Annotated in this window: 18 protein-coding genes; 6 read left to right on the top strand and 12 right to left on the bottom strand. The window is 70.4% G+C overall.

All coding sequences use genetic code 11. The features are described from left to right. The first annotated feature begins 61 nt into the window (after positions 1–61). Together BLQ91_RS26040 and BLQ91_RS26035 are read left to right on the top strand one after the other, a co-directional pair. Positions 62–2,287: a sensor histidine kinase gene (locus BLQ91_RS26040; RefSeq protein WP_176959961.1), complete on the top strand. Its 2,226-nt coding sequence runs from the start codon at positions 62–64 to the stop codon at positions 2,285–2,287. A 146-nt stretch (positions 2,288–2,433) separates the two neighbouring features. Beyond that, the gene (locus BLQ91_RS26035) at positions 2,434–3,963 is read left to right on the top strand and encodes an FAD-dependent monooxygenase (RefSeq protein WP_090100715.1); all 1,530 of its coding nucleotides are present in this window, start codon (positions 2,434–2,436) and stop codon (positions 3,961–3,963) included. A 57-nt stretch (positions 3,964–4,020) separates the two neighbouring features. On the opposite strand, the gene BLQ91_RS26030 is transcribed toward BLQ91_RS26035, so the two are convergent. Both BLQ91_RS26030 and BLQ91_RS26025 read right to left on the bottom strand, forming a co-directional pair. Then, positions 4,021–5,028, bottom strand: a complete 1,008-nt coding sequence (locus tag BLQ91_RS26030) for a ketoacyl-ACP synthase III family protein (RefSeq protein ID WP_090100713.1) — start codon at positions 5,026–5,028, stop codon at positions 4,021–4,023. 5 nt (positions 5,029–5,033) lie between these two features. After that, a complete protein-coding gene (locus tag BLQ91_RS26025) occupies positions 5,034–5,621 on the bottom strand; it encodes a flavodoxin family protein (protein ID WP_090100711.1) in 588 nt (195 codons plus the stop codon). 108 nt (positions 5,622–5,729) lie between these two features. Here BLQ91_RS26025 and BLQ91_RS26020 point away from each other — a divergent pair, with 108 nt between their 5' ends. After that, on the top strand, positions 5,730–6,335 hold the full coding sequence (locus tag BLQ91_RS26020; protein ID WP_090100709.1) for a response regulator transcription factor: 606 nt from the start codon (positions 5,730–5,732) through the stop codon (positions 6,333–6,335). 109 nt (positions 6,336–6,444) lie between these two features. On the opposite strand, the gene BLQ91_RS26015 is transcribed toward BLQ91_RS26020, so the two are convergent. The 4 genes from BLQ91_RS26015 to BLQ91_RS26000 all read right to left on the bottom strand — a co-directional run bounded on the left by BLQ91_RS26015 (position 6,445) and on the right by BLQ91_RS26000 (position 10,264). Beyond that, positions 6,445–7,662, bottom strand: coding sequence for an NAD(P)/FAD-dependent oxidoreductase (locus tag BLQ91_RS26015; RefSeq protein ID WP_090100707.1), 1,218 nt, complete (start codon positions 7,660–7,662; stop codon positions 6,445–6,447). Between the two features lies 1 nt (position 7,663). Then, positions 7,664–8,443, bottom strand: a complete 780-nt coding sequence (locus tag BLQ91_RS26010; protein ID WP_090100705.1) for an SDR family NAD(P)-dependent oxidoreductase — start codon at positions 8,441–8,443, stop codon at positions 7,664–7,666. A gap of 13 nt (positions 8,444–8,456) precedes the next feature. Beyond that, a complete protein-coding gene (locus BLQ91_RS26005) occupies positions 8,457–8,780 on the bottom strand; it encodes a 2Fe-2S iron-sulfur cluster-binding protein (protein ID WP_090100703.1) in 324 nt (107 codons plus the stop codon). A 239-nt stretch (positions 8,781–9,019) separates the two neighbouring features. Further along, positions 9,020–10,264 (bottom strand): cytochrome P450, encoded by a 1,245-nt coding sequence (locus BLQ91_RS26000; protein ID WP_090100701.1) that lies wholly within the window; start codon positions 10,262–10,264, stop codon positions 9,020–9,022. 143 nt (positions 10,265–10,407) lie between these two features. Here BLQ91_RS26000 and BLQ91_RS25995 point away from each other — a divergent pair, with 143 nt between their 5' ends. Then, positions 10,408–11,529 (top strand): epoxide hydrolase family protein, encoded by a 1,122-nt coding sequence (locus tag BLQ91_RS25995; RefSeq protein WP_090100699.1) that lies wholly within the window; start codon positions 10,408–10,410, stop codon positions 11,527–11,529. Between the two features lie 62 nt (positions 11,530–11,591). Here BLQ91_RS25995 and BLQ91_RS25990 read toward each other — a convergent pair whose 3' ends face one another. Continuing rightward, positions 11,592–13,019, bottom strand: a complete 1,428-nt coding sequence (locus BLQ91_RS25990; RefSeq protein ID WP_090100697.1) for a DHA2 family efflux MFS transporter permease subunit — start codon at positions 13,017–13,019, stop codon at positions 11,592–11,594. A gap of 218 nt (positions 13,020–13,237) precedes the next feature. Between BLQ91_RS25990 and BLQ91_RS25985 the strand changes: the two genes are divergently transcribed. Next, positions 13,238–13,720 carry a hypothetical protein gene (locus BLQ91_RS25985; RefSeq protein ID WP_143022811.1) on the top strand — a complete coding sequence of 161 codons (483 nt, stop codon included), beginning with the start codon at positions 13,238–13,240 and terminating at the stop codon, positions 13,718–13,720. 884 nt (positions 13,721–14,604) lie between these two features. Here the strand turns inward: BLQ91_RS25985 and BLQ91_RS25980 are convergent. The 3 genes from BLQ91_RS25980 to BLQ91_RS25970 form a co-directional block, all read right to left on the bottom strand. Beyond that, positions 14,605–16,023, bottom strand: a complete 1,419-nt coding sequence (locus BLQ91_RS25980; RefSeq protein WP_090100692.1) for an alpha/beta fold hydrolase — start codon at positions 16,021–16,023, stop codon at positions 14,605–14,607. 18 nt (positions 16,024–16,041) lie between these two features. Then, positions 16,042–17,064: an MDR family NADP-dependent oxidoreductase gene (locus tag BLQ91_RS25975; protein WP_090100847.1), complete on the bottom strand. Its 1,023-nt coding sequence runs from the start codon at positions 17,062–17,064 to the stop codon at positions 16,042–16,044. An 86-nt stretch (positions 17,065–17,150) separates the two neighbouring features. Beyond that, positions 17,151–17,588: a nuclear transport factor 2 family protein gene (locus tag BLQ91_RS25970; protein ID WP_218130409.1), complete on the bottom strand. Its 438-nt coding sequence runs from the start codon at positions 17,586–17,588 to the stop codon at positions 17,151–17,153. Between the two features lie 158 nt (positions 17,589–17,746). On the opposite strand from BLQ91_RS25970, the gene BLQ91_RS25965 reads away from it, so the two are divergent. Further along, positions 17,747–18,229, top strand: coding sequence for an SRPBCC domain-containing protein (locus BLQ91_RS25965; protein WP_176959960.1), 483 nt, complete (start codon positions 17,747–17,749; stop codon positions 18,227–18,229). Between the two features lie 316 nt (positions 18,230–18,545). Here the strand turns inward: BLQ91_RS25965 and BLQ91_RS25960 are convergent, their stop codons facing one another. Together BLQ91_RS25960 and BLQ91_RS25955 are read right to left on the bottom strand one after the other, a co-directional pair. Then, on the bottom strand, positions 18,546–18,806 hold the full coding sequence (locus BLQ91_RS25960; RefSeq protein ID WP_090100688.1) for an ACT domain-containing protein: 261 nt from the start codon (positions 18,804–18,806) through the stop codon (positions 18,546–18,548). Further along, on the bottom strand, positions 18,806–20,518 hold the full coding sequence (locus tag BLQ91_RS25955; protein WP_090100685.1) for an acetolactate synthase large subunit: 1,713 nt from the start codon (positions 20,516–20,518) through the stop codon (positions 18,806–18,808). The genes BLQ91_RS25960 and BLQ91_RS25955 overlap by 1 nt, the downstream gene beginning before the upstream one ends. Positions 20,519–20,531: the final 13 nt, after the last annotated feature.

Genomic DNA, 20,531 nt, shown 5'->3' with positions numbered 1-20,531 from the left:
ATGGCCGCGTCCCGACCCTCGCGTGGGAGCTGCTGTGACATCACGACAGGAACGCTCGTCCGTGTCCCGTCGTTTGGCGTACGTCGTCATCAGCGTGGTCTTCGCCAACTACCTCGGCAACGCCTTCTCCTACGTCCTGAACGCCGGTCCGACACCCGCGCGCGCCGCGGCCGCGCTCGTCTGCCTGCTCCTGATCGGGTACCTGCAACTGCGGGTGTTCAGCCGGCCGGGGTCCGACCTGCGTTCGGGCAGGGCGCATCTCGCGCTGGGCGTCATGGCCGGGCTGGTGTACGCGCCGGTGCCGTTCTTCCCCAACGCCTGGCACGGCATGCCCGGTTTCCTGGCGGGCAGCGCTCTGCTGGTCCTGCCACGCCGGGTGCGGTGGCTGGTGTTCTTCGCGGTGGCGCTCAGCAACGGCGCGATCAGGTCGTTGTACGTCAGCGACCCCGCCCAGCTGGCCTACTACGTGGTGCAGTCGATGGTCGCCGGCCTGGTCGTCTACGGCCTGTCCCGGCTCCCGACGCTGGTCGCGGAGCTGGAGACCGCCCGCTCCGAGCTCGCCGACCTCGCGGTCTCGCAGGAGCGCCTGCGGTTCGCCCGCGACCTGCACGACCTGCTCGGCTTCAGCCTGTCCGCGATCACGCTGAAGGTCGAGCTGACCTGCAGGCTGATCGGCACGCACACCGAACACGCCGTGCGGGAGCTGACGGAGATCCTGAGCATCGCCCGCGAGGCCCTGGCCGACGTTCGCGCGGTGGCCTCGAGCTACCGCGAACTGTCGCTCGCCGACGAGATCGAGTCGGCGCGGTCGGTGCTGACCGCCGCGGGCGTGCGGGCCACTATCGAGACGGACCACCCCGACCTCTCACCCCGATCCCGGACGGTGCTCGCGACCGTGCTGCGCGAGGGCGTGACGAACCTGCTGCGGCACAGCGAGGCGACCCGCTGCACCATCACGATCTCCGGCACGGACCGGCTGGCGTCGATCGACATCGTCAACGACGGGGCACTCGCCGAGACCGGCGCCAGGCGCGGCAGCGGTCTGAGCAACCTCACCACCCGCACCTCGGCCATCGGTGGTTCCCTGGTCGCCCGGACCACCTCGGGCGGCACCTACCACCTGCACGCCGAGGTGCCGGTGGAACCGGCACCGGAGAACCACGCGGCCGCGCCGCGCTTCTCGGGCCCGCCGATCGCGATGCGGTTCGCGCAGGTGCTGATCACCGCCGTGGTGGTCGGGTACGCGGCGATGGCGATGACGCTGGTGACGTACTACCCGGCCAGGTCGGCCGGGGTCGAGGTCGCCGCGATCGGCATCGTCGGCGCCGCCGTGCTCGTGCTGGGCGTGGTGATCCGCCCGCACGTCCGGCTGAGCCTGTCGCGGCGTGTCCTGGTGCTCGCCGGGCTGGCGTTCTGCGTGTTCGTCCCTCCCCTGGTGTTCGCCAACCCCTACCTCGCGGGCGTGCCCGGCTTCCTCGCCGGCGCGGGGGCCCTGCTACTGCCGCGCCGCGCCGGGTGGATCGCGTTCTTCTCGGTCGTCGCGCTGCAGGGCGTGATCTACAGCGCGCTCGGCGAGAACGCGGTGGCCATCGCGTACGGCGTGATGGCCACGACCAACCACGGCCTGGTGCTCTACGCGCTGACCCGGCTGCGGTCCATGGTGAACCAGTTGCACGAGGCGCGGGAGGAGCTCGCGGCGGCGGCCGTCACGCAGGAACGGCTGCGGTTCGCCCGCGACCTGCACGACCTGCTCGGCTACAGCCTCTCCGCGATCACGCTGAAGAGCGAGCTGACGCACCGGCTGCTCACCGCCGACCCGGACCGGGCGCGGCAGGAGCTCACCGAGGTGCTGGAGATCTCCCGGCAGGCGCTCGCGGACGTGCGGTCGGTGGCGCTGAGCTACCGCGAGCTGTCGTTCGACGAGGAGGCCCGGTCGGCGCGGGCACTGCTGTCCGCGGCGGACATCGACGTCACCGTCAGGATCGACGCCTGCGACCGGCTGTCCAAGGAGGTGAAGGTCACCCTCGCGACCGTGCTGCGCGAGGGCGTGACGAACCTGCTGCGGCACAGCAAGGCCGGGCGTTGCGAGATCGTGGTGTCCAGCTCTCGCGAACTCGTCACGATGGACATCGTCAACGACGGGATCTCGTCGAGCCACCAGAGCTCGCGCGACGGCAGCGGGATCGGCAACCTCACGACCCGCGTCCGCGCGCTGGGCGGTGACCTGCAGGCGGGCCTCACGCCCGAGCACACCTACCGGTTGCGGGCCGAGATCCCCATCGCCTGATCGCGTCGAGCGGGAACCGCGGTTCAGCCGCGTTCCCGCTGACCCACGCCCACAGTGATGGGACTTGGTCTCATCACTTCTGCTACGGTGACGGGACCAAGTCCCATCACTGGTGCCGCAGCACCCCTTGTCCCCTGGAGAAAGTCATGCCACCCTCCGCACCGGAAACCGCCGACGTCGTGATCGTGGGCGCCGGACCGGTCGGGCTGATGCTGGCCGCCGAGCTGTGCCTGTCCGGAGTCCGGCCGGTCGTGGTCGAACGCTCGGCGGAGCGCGCCGCCGAGCCGAAGGCGGGCGGGATCACCGGCCAGGTCGTCCGGCTGCTCGACCACCGGGGCCTGTACGAGCGGCTGAGCGGCGACTCCGCTCCGCCCGCCCCGTTGCCCGCCTACGTCTACGGTGCGATGCCGCTGTGGTTGCACGGCTGGGAGGACAACCCGCTGTACGGGTTCACGATCCAGCAGTGGCATCTGGAGGCGGGGCTGGAGGAGTGGGCCCTCGGCCTGGGAGCCGACCTCCGCCGCGGGCACGACCTGGTCGGCTTCACGCAGGACGCCGACGGCGTGACGGTGGAGCTGTCGACCGGGACCCTGCGGGCCGGGTACCTGGTGGGCTGCGATGGCGGGCACAGCGCGGTGCGCGCGCTGGCCGGCATCGCGTTCCCCGGCGTCACGTCACGCCGCATGACGACCCGCGCCGCGGACGTGGTGGTGCCGGACTCGGTGCGCGAGCTGCTCACCGACGACGCGCTGCCGGGCGGGCTGAGCTACCGCCGCACCGACACCGGGGTGCTCGCCTCCATCGCGCTCCCCGGCACGCACCGGATCGTCGCGATCGAGTGGGACCGGCCCGAGGTGCCCGCCGACGTGCCCGTGACGTTCGACGAGATCCGCGAGGCCGTGGCCCGCGTGTACGGCCGGGAGTTGCCGATGAGCGAACCGGGCACCGACGGCCCGCGCCTGCTGCGGCGGCTCGGCGGCACCAACACCCGGCTGGCCGGCGACTACCGGGTGGGCAGGGTGTTCGTCGCGGGCGACGCGGCGCACGTGCACTCCTCGATCGGCGCGCCGGGGCTCAACGTGGGCCTGCAGGACGCGGCCAACCTCGGCTGGAAGCTGGCCGCCGAGATCGGCGGGTGGGCACCGCCCGGGTTGCTCGGCACCTACCACGAGGAACGCCACTGCGCGGGCAGGCGGATGATGATGTTCACGCTGGCCCAGCTGGCACTGCTCAGCCCGGGCAGCGAGAGCACGGCGGTGCGGGAGGTGTTCGGCGCGCTGCTGGCCGAACCGGCGAACACCCGGCAGATCGCGACGATGCTGGCCGGCGCCGACGTGCGCTACCCGACGGCGGGACCGGATGACCACCCGCTCGCCGGGCTGTGGGTGCCGGACCTCCGGCTGACCCGCGCGGGTCGCCCGGTCCGGCTGGCCGAGCTGGCGCGCACCGGACGGTCCCTGCTCGTCGACCTGAGCGGCGACGGCCAGGCGGCCGGGATCGCGGCGGCCTGGACCGACCGGGTCGACCTGGTGACCGCCGCGGCCGAGAACGCGCCCGCCGAGGCTCTCCTGGTCCGCCCGGACGGATACGTGGCGTGGGCGGGCGACCGGGGCAGGGGACTCACCGAGGCGCTCCGCAGGTGGTACGGCGAACCCGCCTCGACGCCCGCCGCCTGACCTGACGTCCGGCTGTCGCGCGGGCTCAGCTCGGCCTCGCCGGCAGCTCTGCGGTGATCACAGCATCTCGAGGACCGCGCATCCCCAGCTGTAGCCGGCGCCCACGCCGAACATGACGATCCGCTGCCCGGACTCGGCCTTGCCGGTCCGCACGAGGTGGTCGAGGCTCGCGAACTGGTCGCCCGCGCCGAGGTGGCCGACCGTGCGGCTCCACTCCCAGGTGGTGCGCTCCGGCGCGATGTCGTACGGGCGCAGGTAGTTCACGTCCAGGCGGCGGCGGCCGAAGTGCGGCAGGATCACCCAATCGGCGTCGCCGATCTTCATGTCGGCGTCCGACAGCGCCTGCTCGACGGCGAGCGCCTGGCCGGCGTTGGCCTTGTTGATGCCGTAGGAGAGGCCGAACTCCCGGCTGAACGTCTGCTTGGCCTCCTCGAAGTCCACCGGGATGCGGTGCGAGAACGGCGCGAGGCCGAACGGCACGTCGCCGCGGTGCAACGGCTCGAGGTCCGAGTCGGCGTTGATGGCGAGCGAAAGCAGCTTCGCGTAGCCGCCGCGCGTGGACAGCACGACGGCCGACGCGCCGTCGCCGTAAGGAGTTCCGGGATCTGTTCGCCACCGGTCGATGCCCGGCAGGCAGAAGCGGTCGGACGACGTCAGGAGCGCGTCCCTGCCCGGCCTCGCGGACAGGTAGGACACCGCGAGGTCCATCGCGGCCAGCCCGCCGTTGGACATCTGCCGGATCTCCAGCGCCAGGCAGGAGTTCCGCACGGTCTCGCGCTGGATGTACGAGCCGACGGGCCACAGGTCCTGGCCCTGGTGGTAGGTGGTGGCGTGCAGGATCAGATCGACGTCGCCGGGCGTGGATCCCGCGTGGGCCAACGCCACCCTCGCCGCCTCGACCGCCATCTCCGCCGCCGACTCGTCCGGGGACACCGAGACGGACTCGACGTCCGTCCGCGCGACGAGCCTGGGCTCGCACTCCCCCGAGACGATCGCGTCCGCGACCGTCAGCGTCGACGGCAGCCGCACTCCGCTGCCACTGACGAAAACATCCTTCACTCGCACCGCGGTCAGACCTCCTTCAGCGCGCGTGCGACCCGCACGACGCGTTCCGCCTGCAGTTGAGCCGCCCGCAACGCCCTGTCGCCGACCGGAGCGTTGTCCGCGCCCAGGACGTGCGAGGTGCCGTAGGGGTTCAGGTCGCCACCTGGAGGCACGATGATCCCGCCGAAGTGGCAGGCCATGTTGTAGATGGACACGAGCGTGGTCTCCATGCCGCCGTGCGTGCTGGCGCCGGAGGTGAAGGCGCTGTACACCTTGTCCGCGAGCAGGCCGCCGGACCACGCGGGCCCCAGCGTGTCGATGAACTGCTTGAGCTGCGCGGAGACGTTGCCGAAACGGGTCGGCGTGCCGAACAGGACGGCGTCGGCCCACAGCACGTCGCCGGCCGACGCGACCGGGACGTCCTCGGTGTCGCGGAGATGCGCCGCCCAGGCCGGCCGGGAGTCCACCGCGTGCCGCGGCGCCAGCTCCGCGGCACGGACCAGCCGCACCTCGGCGCCCTGTTTCTCGGCCGTCTCGGAGATCTCCTCGGCCAGGCGGTGGATCGTCCCGGTCGAGGAGTAGTACACGACTGTCACGTTGACGCTGCGTTCCACGGCGCATCCCTTCACCAGGCGGCTCTTCCCACCCTTCTCGGGTCGCCTCGATGTGGCGTGGAGCGCGACATGAACGTTCGGGGATAGGGTGGCGCGCGGAGGGGCGCGATGATCAGGGTTCTGCTCGCGGAGGACATGCACATGGTGCGCGGTGCTCTCATCGCGCTGCTCAACCTCGAACCGGACATCGAGGTCGTGGCCGAGGTCAGCTCGGGCGACCGGATCGTGCCGACCGCGCGTCACCACAGCCCGGACGTCTGCGTGATCGACATCGACCTGCCGATCCTCGACGGGCTGACTGCCGCGGCGACGATCCGCGAGACGATGCCGCAGATCAGAACGCTGATGCTCACCTCGCTCGGCCGGCCGGGCACGCTGCGCCGGGCGCTGGCGGCCCGCGTCGACGGGTTCCTGCTGAAGGACGCGCCCCCCTCGGAGCTCGCCGAGGCGATCCGCCGCGTCAACGCGGGCGAGCGCGTCGTGGACAGCAAGCTCGCCCTCGCCGCGTGGGACCGCGGCGAGTGCCCGCTCACCGACCGCGAGCTCGAGGTGCTCCGGCTGGCGGCGAACGGCACCGACGCGCCTGACATCGCTGTCGCGCTGTCGCTTTCGGCCGGCACCGTCCGCAACTACCTGACGACGATCATGACGAAGCTCAACGGCCGCAACAAGGTGGACGCCATCCGCATCGCCGAGGAAGCCGGCTGGCTCTAGCCGTGTCCCGCGAGTCCGTCCGACGAGAGGGTCACGGGCGAGGCCCGCGACCACCGCGGACGGGACTCGCGGGACGACGCCCCGGGGCATCACCCGTGACCCGCACCCGTCACGCCGCCTGCTGCCGGCTCGTCCGCAGGTCGAAGCCCGGACTGGCGACGATCTCCGGGGTGAGCGCGTTGCCCGCCTCGAGGATCCGGCGTCCCATCAGGAAGTCGATCGGGCGGTTGCACGCCTCCACGCCGACCAGCCGGTCGTCCTTGAAGCAGAACACCGAGAACCTGCCTTCCGCCGGGTCGCCGACGGTGACCGCGCGGTCGTGGCCGTCGGTGAGTCCCGCGATCTGCAGCTTCAGGTCGTACTGGTCGCTCCAGAACCACGGCAGGGCGGTGTAGGGCTCCGCACCGCCCAGGATCGCGCTCGCGACCGTCGCCGCCTGGTCCGTGGCGTTCTGCACGGACTCGAGGCGCGTGAGGCCGCCGGTGAGCGTGCTGGCGAACCGCGCGCAGTCCCCGACCGCGTGAACGCGCTGGTCAGCGGTGCGCAGGTGGGCGTCGACGACGATGCCGTCGTCCACCGCCAGTCCGGCGCGCTGAGCGACCTCGGTGTTCGGGACGACCCCGATGCCGGCGACGACGAGGTCCGCCACGAGCACCGTGCCGTCGGTGAGCTCGACGAGACCTTCCCTGACGGCCGCGACACCTGTTCCGGTGAGCACCTGGACGCCTTCACTGCGGTGCCGGTTGGTCAGGTGCCGCGCCGTCTCTGCCGAGACGGCCCTCTGCATGACCTGCGGCTGGGTCTCGACGACGGTCACCTCGTGGCGCAGTTTCCTGACCACGGCGGCGAACTCGAGGCCGATGAACCCGCCGCCGATGACGACGACGTCGAGACCGGTCCGGCCGTCGAGCTTGCGCCGGATGGCGTCCGCGTCGGCGACCGTGCGCAGGTTCAGCACGTGCTCCGCGCCGGGGATCGGCAGCGTGCGCGGCCGCGCCCCCGTCGCGAACACCAGGTGCTCGTAGCTCACGGTGCGGGCACAACCGAGCACCGCGACGCGCGCCTGGCGGTCGACACCGACCACCCGCTCGCCGCGGACGAGCTCGATGCCGTTGTCCCCGTAGTAGGAGTCCTGCCTCAGGACCAGCCCGGCGAGGTCGGTCTGCCCCGCCAGGTAGTCCTTCGTGAGCGGAGGCCGCTGGTACGGCGCGGCCTGCTCGTCACCGATGAGCGTGATGGGGCCGCGGTGCCCCTGCTCGCGCAGGGACACCGCGACCTGGCAGCCCGCCTGCCCGGCCCCGACGACGACTACCGACTCGCCACGCATGTCAGTAGTTGCCCAGCCCGCCGCAGACGTTGAGCGCCTGCGCGGTGATCGAGGACGCGGTGTCCGTGGTCAGGTAGGTCACGAGACCGGCGACCTCGTCCGGCGTGCTGTACCGACCCAGCGGGATCTTGGCGTTGAACTTCTCGAGGACCTCGTCCTCGGTCACACCCCAGTGGTTCGCGTAGCCCTGGCGGACGCGGCCGGCCATGGGGGTCTCGACGTAGCCGGGGCACACCGCGTTGACGGTGATGCCGGACTTCGCGAGCTCGATGCCGACGGCCTTGGTGAAACCGACGACGCCGTGCTTGGAAGCCGAGTAGGGCGCGGCGAACACGACACCCTGCTTGCCGCCGGTGGAGGCGATGTTGATGATCCGGCCCCAGGTCTGCTCGACCATCTTGCCGGTGGACAGGACCTCTTTGGTGAAGCGGAAGACACCGTTGAGGTTGGTGTCGATGACGTCCAGCCAGAGGTTCTCGTCCAGCTCGGCGGTGATGCCGCCGCCGCCACGACCCGCGTTGTTCACGAGGATTTCGACGGGCCCGAAGACGTCGACCGCCTTCTGCACCGCGGAGCGGATGTCCTCAGTGGACGTGACGTCGGCGGCCGCGCCGTCCGCCTCGTACCCTTCTTCTCGGAGCTGCTTCACCGTGGTCTGCACGTTTTCGGCGGTGCGCGCCACGACGAAGACCGCGTGGCCCTCCTTGCCGAGGCTGCGCGCGACCTCGAGACCGATTCCACTGGTGGCGCCCGTGACCAAGGCGACCCGTCGCTGGCTCATGCTTCTTCTCTCCTCAGAGTTGCTTCTCAGGCATGTGCACGACGAGGCCGTCCTGCTCCCCGGTCACAGCCAGCTGACAGCTCAGCCGGCTGTTCTCCTTGCGCTCGCAGGCCGTGAAGTACAGCAGCTCGTCCTCGACCTGGTGCATCGCCGACAACGGCTTGGTGTTCTCCGGATCGACGTACACGTGGCACGTGCCGCAGGAGGCGCCACCGCCGCACTGGGCGACGATTCCCTTGATGCCGTTGAGAACAGCGCCGCGCATCACGGTGTCGTCCTGGGCAACGTCGACAACGGTCTCGATGCCGTCGTGCGCTACATAAGTGATCTTTGGCATGGCAGTTCTCCCACGGATCTGCGGCTCGCCGGACAGGGTTCACAGTGACGGGTGGCGCTTTGCACGCGGTGGAGACCACCTTGAACGTGCCGCGGCCGTCCGGGCGCGCGGCCGCGGCGGCGGAGCGCAGGCGGGAACCGGCGCGGCCCGCACGTTCGCAGGCCCCGGTTCCCCGGCACACCAGGCGCCCGGGCCACGTAGGAGGACCCCGCCGAGGCGAGGCCCCCTCCCGTGTCCGCTCAGTCCCCCGCGGGGACGTCCCAGGTGACCGGGAGCTCCCAGAGGCCGTAGATCACGGCGCCCTCCTTGCGCGGGATCTCCAGGAACGGCTTGGCCAGCCGCAGCGACGGAATCCGCTGGAACAGCGTCGTCCACACCAGCTGCATCTCCAGGCGCGCGAGGTCGGCGCCGATGCAGTGGTGCAGGCCGTGGCCGAACCCGAGGTGCTTGCGGGTGCCGCGCTCCAGGACCAGCTTGTCCGGCTCCGGGAAGACTTCCGGGTCGCGGTTGCCGTTGAGCCCCAGGCACAGGATGCCGTCACCGGCCTTGATGGTCTTGCCCGCGATCTCGATGTCCTCCAGCGCGACGCGCGGGATGGCGGTGTCACCGATGGTCGCGATGCGCACCAGCTCCTCGACGGCCGGCTCGATCATGCCCTCGGGGTCGTCGAGCAGCAGCTTGAGCTGGTCCGGGTTCTCCAGCAGGGCGGCGGTGCCCAGCGACAGCATCGAGGCCGTCGTCTCGTGGCCGCCGTTCATCAGCAGGCGGATCATGTTGAACAGGTCGCGGCGCGTGTACTCCTCGCCGGAGGCGGCGTACTCGGCCATCGCCCGGCTGAGCAGGTCCTCGCCGGGTTCCTTCTCCTTCAACGTGATCAGCTTGTCGACGTAGGCGTTGACCTCGACGATCGCGGCCTGGCGCTGCTCGGGGGTCGAGTGACCGCCCAGCAGGCACGTGCCGTGCTCGATGAAGAAGTCGTGCTCGTCCTGCGGGATGCCGAGCAGCTCGCAGATGACCGTCATCGGCACGGCGAGCGAGAACTCGCGGTGGAAGTCGATCGGCGGCGTCATCGTCAGGATCTTGTCGATGTAGTCGTCGACGATCTCCTGGATCCGCGGTCGCAGCCGCTTCACCTGGCGGTTGGTGAACGTCACGGCGGCCTTGCGCCGCGTCTTCGTGTGCTCCGGGTTGTCGTAACCGATGAACGAGGTCTCGGTGCGGAACTCCGGCGGCGCGATGAAGTAGAACGGGAAGTTGTCGTGCTTCCGCGACGCGCTGATCCGCGGATCGGTCAAGAGCTCTTTGATCGTGTGGTAACCGCTGATCGTCCAGATACGCAGCCCGGAGCCCGTCAGCGTGACCTGGACGACGTCTTCGTCCATCATGTCGTCGTACTGCTTCGGAGGCGTGAACGGGCACTGCCTCTGGTAGGGGAACGTCTCCTCGGCTTCGGCGCTGCCGGGTTCGACGGCACTTGTGGTCATGACGAGTCCTCCTGGTCGGCTGCCGTGAGGGTGCCACCGTGATCTGGAGAGTCACTCAAAGGTCCATTGTGGACTCAAGGGTGTGTCGAGCGCGACGCCCTAGCGTCGTCCGCGTCGAAGTCACTCCTACTGGAGGTGAGCAGGTGAGCCAGAAGATCGAGCCGTACACGGTCTCCGTCGCGCAGTCCGCGTTGGACGACCTGAAGGAGCGACTGGTGCGAACGCGCTGGCCGGACGCCGAGACCGTCGACGACTGGTCGCAGGGGCCACCGCTGGCGTACCTGACCGAGCTCGCGGACCACTGGGCGAACGCGTACGACTGGCGTGTGGTGGAGCGGAGGCTGAACTCGCTGCCGCAGTTCCGCACCACGATCGACGGCGTCGGCATCCACTTCCTGCACGTGCGGTCGCCGCACCCCTCGGCCACGCCGATCCTGCTGACGCACGGCTGGCCCAGCGCGTCCGTCGAGTTCCTCGACATCATCGACCTCCTCACCGACCCGGAAGACCCGGCCGACGCGTTCGACGTCGTGTGCCCGTCGCTGCCGGGCCACGGCTTCAGCGACAGGCCGGCGACGACCGGGTGGACGGTGCAGCACATCGCGGAGGCGTGGGCGGAGCTCATGTCCCGGCTCGGGTACGAGCGCTACGTCGCGCACGGCGGCGACTGGGGGTCGTGGGTCTCGGCCGCGCTCGGCACCGCCGACCCCGAGCACCTCGCGGGCATCCACCTCACGATGCCTCTCGCGCGCCCGCCGCAGGAGCAGGTCGAACTCGACGAGCGCGACCAGCGGGCCATGGCGCGGATGCAGGCGTTCGGCAAGAACCGCTCCGGGTACGCCGCGATCCAGTCGAGCCGCCCCCAGGCGCTCGGTTACGGCCTCTCCGACTCCCCCGCGGCGTTGCTCGCCTGGATCGTCGACCGCTTCTGGGAGTGGGCGGGGCACGACAACGACCTCGAGCAGGCCGTGCCGAAGGACAAGCTGCTCGACATCGTGTCGACCTACTGGCTCACCGGCACCGGCACCTCGTCGGCCCGGTTGTTCTGGGAGAGCTTCGACAAGGAGCCGATGAACCCCACGGACGTGCCCACCGGCGCGTCGGTGTTCCCCAACGACGCGTGGCTGCCGCGTGCGTGGGCCCGCACCCGCTTCACCGACCTGCGGTACTGGCGCGACCTGCCGGAGGGAGGCCACTTCCCGGCACTGGAACGCCCCGTGGAACTCGCCGCGGAGCTCCGCGCGTTCCTGCGCGTGCTCGACTGACCGGACGGGTACGGAAAAGGGGGAGCTCCCGCTCGGGAAGCTCCCCCTTTTCCGTTGCGCGCTCAGACGTGCGTGACGACCCGCGCCGGGTCCTTCGTCACGGCGCCGGACGCTTTGGGCACCGTCAGTGCCGCGAGCAGTCCGGCGACGAGGAGGCCGGCCGCGCCGAGGAACGCGTGCGAGTACCCGGACGCCATCTCGTCACCGATCTGCGACTTGCCGCCGCCCGCGTTGGCGACGGCCACGAGCAGGGCCAGGCCGGCCGCGCCACCGACCGTCTGCCCGGTCGTGAGCAGCCCGGACGCGAGACCCTGCTGGCTCGACGGCAGCGACGCGGTGGCCAGGTTCGCCGTCGTGGCGAGGATCATGCCCACACCGATGCCGAACAGCACGCACGGGCCGAGCAGGTCGATGACGTACGACGCGCGCGCACCGGCGAGGGACATCCACCCCAGCGAGAGCACACTGACACCGAGGCCGCTCACCAGCGTGAACCGCTCGCCGAGCTTGCTCGTCTGCGCAGCGACCGCGGTGGCGCCGAGGAAGATCGCGAGCGACAGCGGCAGGTACGCGAGGCCCGTGAGCAGCGGGCTGTACCCGAGGACGAGCTGCATCAGCAACGTCAGGAAGTAGAACGTCGCCGCCATCGCGGCGCCGATGCAGAACATCGAGACGTTCGCGGCGACGACCGCGCGGTTGCGGAACACGTTCAGCGGCATCAGCGGCGCGCTGGAGAGCTTCGCCTGGTCGAACAGGAACAGCCCGATGCCGACGACCGCGATCGCGAACGAGACGACGCTGACGGGCGAGGTCCATCCCTCGCGCTCGCCCTCCGCGATGCCGTACACCAGCGCCGCGATACCGATGGTCACCGACAGGGCGCCGAGGACGTCGAGCTTGCGCGGCCCGGCGGGGGCGGCCGACGGTGCGATGGAGATGGCGGCCACGACGAACAGCGCGATGCCGACCGGGACGTTCAGCAGCAGCACCCAGCGCCACGACAGCCAGTCCGTGACCACGCCACCGGCGAGCACGCCGATCGCACCACCACTGCCTCCCGCGGCACCCCACAGCCCGAACGCCTTGGCCCGCGCCGCGGGTTCGGTGAACGTCGTGCCGAGCACCGTCAGCGTCGCGGGGGACATCAGCGCGACGCCGACCCCCTGCGCCGCACGGGCGATGATGAGCGTTGTCGCGTTCTGGGCGAACCCGCCGGCGAGGCTCGCCAGGGTGAACAGCCCGACACCAGCGAGGAAGAAACCGCGCCGGGAGAACAGGTCTGCCATGCGACCGGCGAGGAGCAGCAGGCCGGCCATCGGGATCAGATAGGCGTTGATGACCCACGGCAGGGTGCTCGCGTCGAACCGCAGGGCCGACTGGATGGACGGCAGAGCCACGTTCATGATGGTGCCGTCGAGCACCACCAGCAGCTGCCCCACGCAACAGGCGAGCAGAACGAGACCTGTTCGTCCTTGGTTGGTATTCGACATCGGTTGGCTCCTTCGCTGGTGTACCGAGAGCGCGCGCAGGCGGTGTGCGCACTCCTCAGGGGACCCAGCGTCTCGCCACGCGGTACATCCGCGATCGGACCGCGCTCAAGTCCCCCGCCCGCGGCGGCATCGGGTCCTGTAGTCGTCCTCGACCGCACTTGGAGGTGCGTTGGCCACGCTGCCTTCGATCGCCTTCGATCCGCAAAGGAATGATTCAGATGCCCCGTATTGTCAAGAACTTGGCCGTGTTCGCCTCGGCAGCGGCGTTCGCGCTCACCGGAGCCGTCCAGCCGAGCGCCGCAGCGGCCGGAGGGGAACCGGTGACCAGCACAGAGGTGAAACCCAAGTACCACTCGGTGGTCGGCGCCTGGAAGGGAACCGTGCAGCACCAGGGTGGCAGCGGCCCGATCAGCCTCAACTTCGCGTCCTCGGGCTCCGTGTGCCTGCGCTCCGGCGACGGTGAACACGGCTACGGCGAAGGCACCGGCACGTGGGTGTCCACGGGCACCAACTCCGTCAAATTCAGCGTGCGGGAATACCTGTTCGACAACGCGGGCAACCCGACCGGTTCAGTCGACGTGAAGCAGGCCGGCTCCATCTCCGGCAACACGCTGTCCACCTCGGGCATGTCCACGATCTACGACGTCAGCGGCAACTTCATCGCGACCGCCCCGGCGTCGATCACCGTGGTCCGGATCTGACCTGACGGAGGAGACCCTGTTCCGCGGCGGCGGGGCAAACTCGCGGAGCAGGGTCTCTCGCAGGTGTTCTCCGGCGGCCACCGCCCCGATCTCCGGTGACGCCACAGCATCCGCGACGCACCCAGGCCCGGCTGTCGAGCTTCCGGTCCCTGCGCCGCGGTCGGCCCGCGGAAGAGTTCGCCCCTGATGCCGATGCGCTCGGCGAACCGCTTCTGGTGCGGCACCCCGACCGGCCTGCCCCCGTGACAACGCCCGTCCGAAGGCGCAGCCGGGGGAACACCGCCTCGCGCGGCCGGCCACCGACGACGTGCACGTCGAAGTGCGGCCGCGACGGCAGCCCTCGCGGCCGCATCACGGACTCCAGGTCGTCGTCCACGGCGAGCCGGCACGTCGTCGGGCTCGACCGGGCGCGGGCGATCGCCCAGCCCCGCGAGTACCTCGCCCGCCCACTTCCCCGCTGCGCCCGGCCACCGCGCGAACCAGTGCGGTGTTGCCGGGCCGCAGGCGCTCCGGCACCAGCCGGATCACGGCCTCCTCGCCGCGGAGCACAGCTCGTCGCCACCGCCGACGCGGCCACCTCACGGTGAACCCCGGCCCAGCACCTGGTTCCCGCTCGCCGAGCTCGTCGACGCCCAGCTCGGCGTCGCGGACCGCGCCGGCCGGCTCGCGGCTCGCCCGCAACGCGGCACGAACGTCCACAAGGGACGATTTGGCTGCGCGGAGTCCGATGGGCAGTCCGGACATCACCTGCGCGTGCATCCCGTGCACGTCGCCAGACGGCCACGACATCCGCACTCGCGCCACTTCGCTTCCTCGCTCTCGGCGGGACGAAGTCTGCGGGCGGGCCGTCCGATCGACGGCCCGCCCGCAGGGGAGGGAAGACTTCAGCGAACCACTTCGTCCGCGGGCACTTCGGGCCGCGGGTCACCCGCGCACGTCACGTCCTCTTCCGGCAGCACGCCGTCGACCAGGTAACGGGTCACCAGGTGGTCGACCACGGCGTTGCCGGCGAAGGCGAACGTCTCGTGCCCGCCCGAGTCCGTCACGGTGATCATGCGGTGCCCCAGGGACCGCGCCATCTCGACGCCGCCCTCGTAGCAGCTCCACGGGTCGCTGTCGGTCTGCACGACGAGGCCCACGGGGTATCCGTCGCGGACCACCTCCGTGAACGGCTCGGCGTGCTCGAACGTCGCGAACGTCCCGACCCACGGCTGCGCGCGCATCACGCCGAAGCCGTAGGGGTACTTCTCCCGGAACTCGCGCATGTCCGCGTAGTAGACCTCGAGGTCGGTCGGCCACTCGCTCTCCAGCGTCACCGCCTCGAGCACCGCCTCCCGGAGACCGCCCATCGTGGAGCCGGGACGCCACGCGCTCTGGCCGGCGAGCAGTGCCTCCGCCGCCGCGGAGTCGCCGTGCGACACCGCCTTGCGCAGATCCACCACGAGCCGGGCGAGCTGGTCCCACTCCTGCCGCCGCGGTGCCAGCACGCCGATCCGCTGGTCGAACAGCGTGCGCAGCAGCGGGCTCGGCGTCAGCGCGTCGAGCCCGGCCGCGACCTCCTCGACGGAGCCGATCACTTCCGCCGCGCCGGCACCGAGCTCGTACCGGCTCACGCGTTCGCCGGCCCACCCCGCCCACGCGTCGACACTGCTCCGGATCGCGGGACCCTGCGCCTTGAACTGCGTGCGCCAGTCCCACCGGGGGTGCTTGCACGAGTCCAGCACGCTGCGGTCCAGACGATCCGGGAACATCGTGCCGTACACCGCGCCGACCATCGTGCCGTACGCGTAGCCGAGGTAGTTGATCTTCTCCTCGCCCAGCAGCGCGCGGATGGACTCGATGTCACGCGCGAGGTTGCGGGTGCTGACGTGCCGGCGGAGGGTGCCGCCTGCCCGGCTGCAGCCCTCCTCCCGCTCCTTCATGTCGGCGGCGATCAGCGGGAACTGCTCGTCCGGTGGCCGCGAGTCGAAGGTCGCGGTGATCGGACTCGCCTCGGCGCCGAGGAACGTGGAGTCGCCCGTACCACGCGGGTCGAACCCGACGAGGTCGTACACCTCGTTCAACGAGGTGGTGCGCCGCAGTTCGGCCGGCATGCGGGCACCGAGACCGTCGTCTCCGCCGGGTCCGCCGTTGATCGCCACCAGCACGCCGCGCCGGCGTGCCGGATCGATCGCCGGGATGCGGGTGAGCTTCAACGAGATCCGCTCACCGGCCGGATCGGAGTAGTCGAGCGGCACCTCGACGACGGCGTGCTGCACACCGTCCTCGTCTGCTGCCGACCACACGGGTAAGGACGTCGCCACGTTAAGTCCCCTTGACTGTCAGGTGAGCTTCACCAGAACGTTGCCGAAGTGCTTGCCCCGCAACAGGTCGATCAATGCCTGCGGCGCCTTCTCCAGGCCACCGTCGACGATCGTGTGCGGGAAGACGAACTTGCCTTCCTTCAGCCAGGTGCTGAAGTTCTGCTGCCACGACCAGATCTGCTCGGGCGTGTGGTAGGTCGCGAACGGCCGGATCTGGATCTGGCGCACGATCGCGGTCATGATGTCGAGACGCGGGAACGCGCCGTCGCTGTCGCCGACCTGGCCGGACAACGCGCCGCACAGGGCGAAGCGCGCGTCCTGCGCCGCCGCCTGGACCGCCGCCTCGAACTGCTCGCCACCGACGACGTCGAAGAAGACGTCGATGCCGTCCGGCGCCAGCCTGCGCAGGTTGTCGACGGCCTTGCCCTCCTTGTAGTTGAAGGCGGCGTCGAAACCGAGCTCGTTCACCAGGTAGTCGATCTTCTTCTGGCTGCCGGCGGACCCGATGACGCGCTTGGCGCCGAGGCACTTCGCGATCTGCCCGGCGAGGGAGCCGACACCACCGGCGGCACCGGAGACGAACACCGTGTCGCCCTCACGCACCTGCGCGATGTCCACGATGCCGTGGTAGGCGGTCGGGCCCTGCGTCAGGTAGTGCTCCGGCGTCGGGAACAGGGAGGGGTCGAGCTTCCAGAACGACTGGGCGGGTCCGACGGCGTACTGCTGCCAGCCGTTCATGCCCTGGACGTTGTCCCCAACCGCCAGGTCGGGGCTGTTCGACGCCACGACCTCGCCGACGGCGAAACCCCACAACGCCTCGCCGACCTTGTAGGTGGGCATCGGCAGGTCCGCGTCTTCGCGCATCAGGTCCTGCATCACCGCGGTGACCTGGAGGTAGTCGTACCGGACGACGACCTCTCCGTCACCGGGTGCGCGGACATCGACCTCGACGACGTCGAAGTTGGCCTCGGACACGACGTCCGTCACGTGGGAGGCGAGACGCACTTCCCGTGTCTTGGCGGGAATCGCCGTGGTAGCCATGAGGGAGACCTCCATACTAGGAACCGGTTTGGAGACCAGCCTCGAACATCGCCCTAGAGCGGCGGTGGAGCGAGGCCACCCGCGGGTCAAGAAGCCCGTGCGGCCGGCTCCGCCTGCCCGTCGCGGTGGACGGTCCGCGACTTGGTGCGGAGCTGCCCGTCGACGCGCACCAGGACGTCCTCGATGAAGAACGTCGGCTCGAACGTGACCTTGCCTTCGGCGTCGGTCCGCGTCACGAGAGAGCAGTACGTGACGTTCAGGGTGTTCTCGTCGGCTTCGTCGATCAGGTAGTGGTCGTTCCAGTGCCGCACGGCCACGCCCCGGTACCGCGGCAGGGCGGCGTTGGCGCCGGCGATCAGAGCGGCACGGCCCTCGACCTTCTCGCCGCGGTGGGCGTGGTCGGTGACACCGTCCTCGGTGAACGTCTGGGCGTAGCCCTCGATGTCCAACGCGTCGAGCAGCCGCATCTGCTGCGCGTAGAACGTCTGGACCTCGATGTGGACCTCAACACTGACACGGGACACGACAACTCCTCGTCCGCCGGCTTCGTACGGCGAATATGCGTGGCCCGGCTGGACATCCGGTCGAGCCGTCCTCGTTCGACCCCGCTTCCATCCGGCGTCGAGAGGTGCCCGCCAGGCTGGGGCGACAGCATCCCCACCGACCCGCGAGGAGGGCCACTATGGCCTCAGTTCCCGACGTCACCAAGTCGGTGACGGTCGAGGCGACCATCGAGCAGGCGTTCGCGATCTTCGCGGAACGGCCGTTGGAGTGGTGGCCGGAATCGCACGTGTTCGTCAAGCAACGGACGGCGATCACGATCGAGCCGTTCGTCGGCGGTCGCTACTTCGAGCGCGGTGCGGACGGTGAGGAGATCGCGTGGGGCACCATCGTCGAGTGGGACCCGCCGAACCGGCTCGTGATGACGTGGCGGGTCGGCCCCCACTGGCAGCCCATCTTCGACGACGAGAAGGCCTCGTTCATCAAGGTCGACTTCGTCGCCACGGGCCCGTTCACGACGACCGTCACGCTGACGCACGCCGATCTGCACCGCCACGGTGACATCGCCGAGACCATCCACCAGGCGCTCAACGGTCCCTCACCCGGCGAGACGCTGGAGCAGTACGCGGCCGTCGTGACCAAGCACGTCCCCAAGGCGGCCTGATCTCCCCCGGCGCGCGAACGCGACATGCGCTCGCGCGCCGGGTGCCGCAACCGGAACCCGCAGGATCGTCGGATCGCGTCCGGACTGGCGGACGCCGGTGCGGCAACCGCGACCCGACCGGCCGCGGGACAAGGCGTCGCCGATCACCTCGGCGGCGCCTTCTCTTGTGCGCAAAAGATTTCCTGCGAGGACGTGCTGATCGACGGCGCGTGGCGGCACGCTCACCGGGATCGCTGCCGAACCGTCCCGCGACGGTGAGAACCTCCGGCCGGCCACGCCACCTGCCCCCGGGCGACCCGCGTTCGTCGCCGCCCGGTCAGGCGCCGAGTTCGAGCTCCTCGTCGGTGTGGCGGACCTCGCGGACGTCGACGAGCCTGCGCAGCTGCTCGACCAGCTGGGCGGGCGAACGGCCTGGCGGGAGCGCAACCTCGACGTCGAGCAGGAAGAGCCCACCGGGACCGGCCGGGCGCAGGCTGAGTCGTTCGACGCCGACTCCCCGGCTCGAGAACAGCACCACGACGCGCGCGAGACCGCCCTGCTCGTTGCGCAGCGACATGGAGAGCGAATGTGTTGTCATCACTCATCTTCCTCGTCGAACAGGGGCCTGATGCCCCTCGCGGCCATGATCTCGTCGTTGCCGGTTCCCGCGGCCACCATCGGCCACACCTGCGCGTCCTGCCCCACCACGAAGTCGACCACCACGGGGCGGTCCCGCACCGCCATCGCCTCGGTGATCACGGCGTCCACCTCGGACCTGTCCGAGCACCGCAGACCCGCGCAGCCCATCGCGTCCGCGAGCTTCACGAAGTCCGGCAGACGGTTGTGGGTGTTCAGCCGCGTGTGGGAGTAACGGCCACCGTAGAACAGGTTCTGCCACTGCCGGACCATGCCGAGGTTGCCGTTGTTGATGATCGCGACCTTGATCGGGATGCCCTCGATGGCACAGGTCGTCAGCTCCTGGTTGGTCATCTGGAAGCAACCGTCGCCGTCGATCGCCCACACCACCCGGTCCGGTGCGCCGACCTGTGCGCCCATGGCGGCCGGAACCGCGAACCCCATGGTGCCCAGGCCACCGGAGTTGATGAACGAGGCGGGACGTTCGTACTTCACGTACTGCGCGGCCCACATCTGGTGCTGGCCGACGCCCGAGGTGTAGATCGCCTCCGGTCCGGCGATCGTGCTCAGCCTCTCGATCACGTGTTGCGGGGCGAGCGCGCCGTCGGCCGGCCAGTCGTAGCCGAGCGGGAAGCTCGTCCGCAGGCCGTTGAGGTACTCCCACCACGAGGTGAGGTCCGCGGTTGCGGTCACCACGGCGTTCAACGCGGCGATCACGTCCCGGCAGTCGCCGACGATCGGCACGTCGGCCCTGCGGTTCTTGGAGATCTCCGCGGGGTCGATGTCGGCGTGCACCACCGCGGCGTCCGGCGCGAAGTGGGGCAGCGATCCCGTCACCCGGTCGTCGAACCGGGTTCCCAGCGCGATCAGCAGGTCGGACCGCTGCAACGCGGCGACGGCGGGCACCGTGCCGTGCATGCCGGGCATCCCCAGGTGCTGCGGGTGCGAGTCGGGGAACGCTCCACGCGCCATGAGCGTGGTGACCACCGGGATCCCGGTGCGGGTGGCGAGCTGGAACAGCGCCCGGGCCGCGCCGGAGCGGATCACCCCGCCGCCGACGTAGAACACCGGCCGGCGCGCGGTCGCGATGAGCTGGGCGGCCTTGCGGACCTGCACCGGTGACACGGCGGGACGGCGCCGGTCCGCAGGCGGTGCCGGTGTGTAGGTCACCGGAGCCGCCTGCACGTCCTTGGGCAGGTCGACCAGCACCGGGCCCGGCCTGCCGGAGGCCGCGAGGGCGAACGCCTCCGCGATGACCGCGGGGATGTCCGCGGGATCGGTCACCTGGAAGCTGTGCTTGGTGATCGGCAGGGTGATGCTGCGGATGTCCGCTTCCTGGAAGGCGTCGGTGCCGATCACCGACCGGGCGACCTGCCCGGTCACCGCGACGACGGGCACCGAGTCCATGTAGGCGTCCGCGAGCGGGGTGACGAGGTTCGTCGCACCCGGCCCCGACGTCGCCATGCACACGCCCACCCGTCCGGTGGCCTGCGCGTACCCCTGCGCGGCGTGCCCGGCGCCCTGCTCGTGGCGCACCAGCACGTGCCGGATCTTCACCGAGTCGAGCAGCGGGTCGTACGCGGGGAGGATCGCCCCTCCGGGCATTCCGAAGATCACCTCGCAGCCGACGTCCTCGAGCGCCTTGACCAACGCACCTGCACCGGTGGTATCCACGGTTCTCCCGAAC

Source organism: Lentzea jiangxiensis (genome assembly GCF_900104175.1).
Lineage (GTDB): Bacteria > Actinomycetota > Actinomycetes > Mycobacteriales > Pseudonocardiaceae > Lentzea > Lentzea jiangxiensis.
Note: the sequence above shows the minus strand (reverse complement) of the source record. Positions and strands in the feature narration are given on the sequence as shown.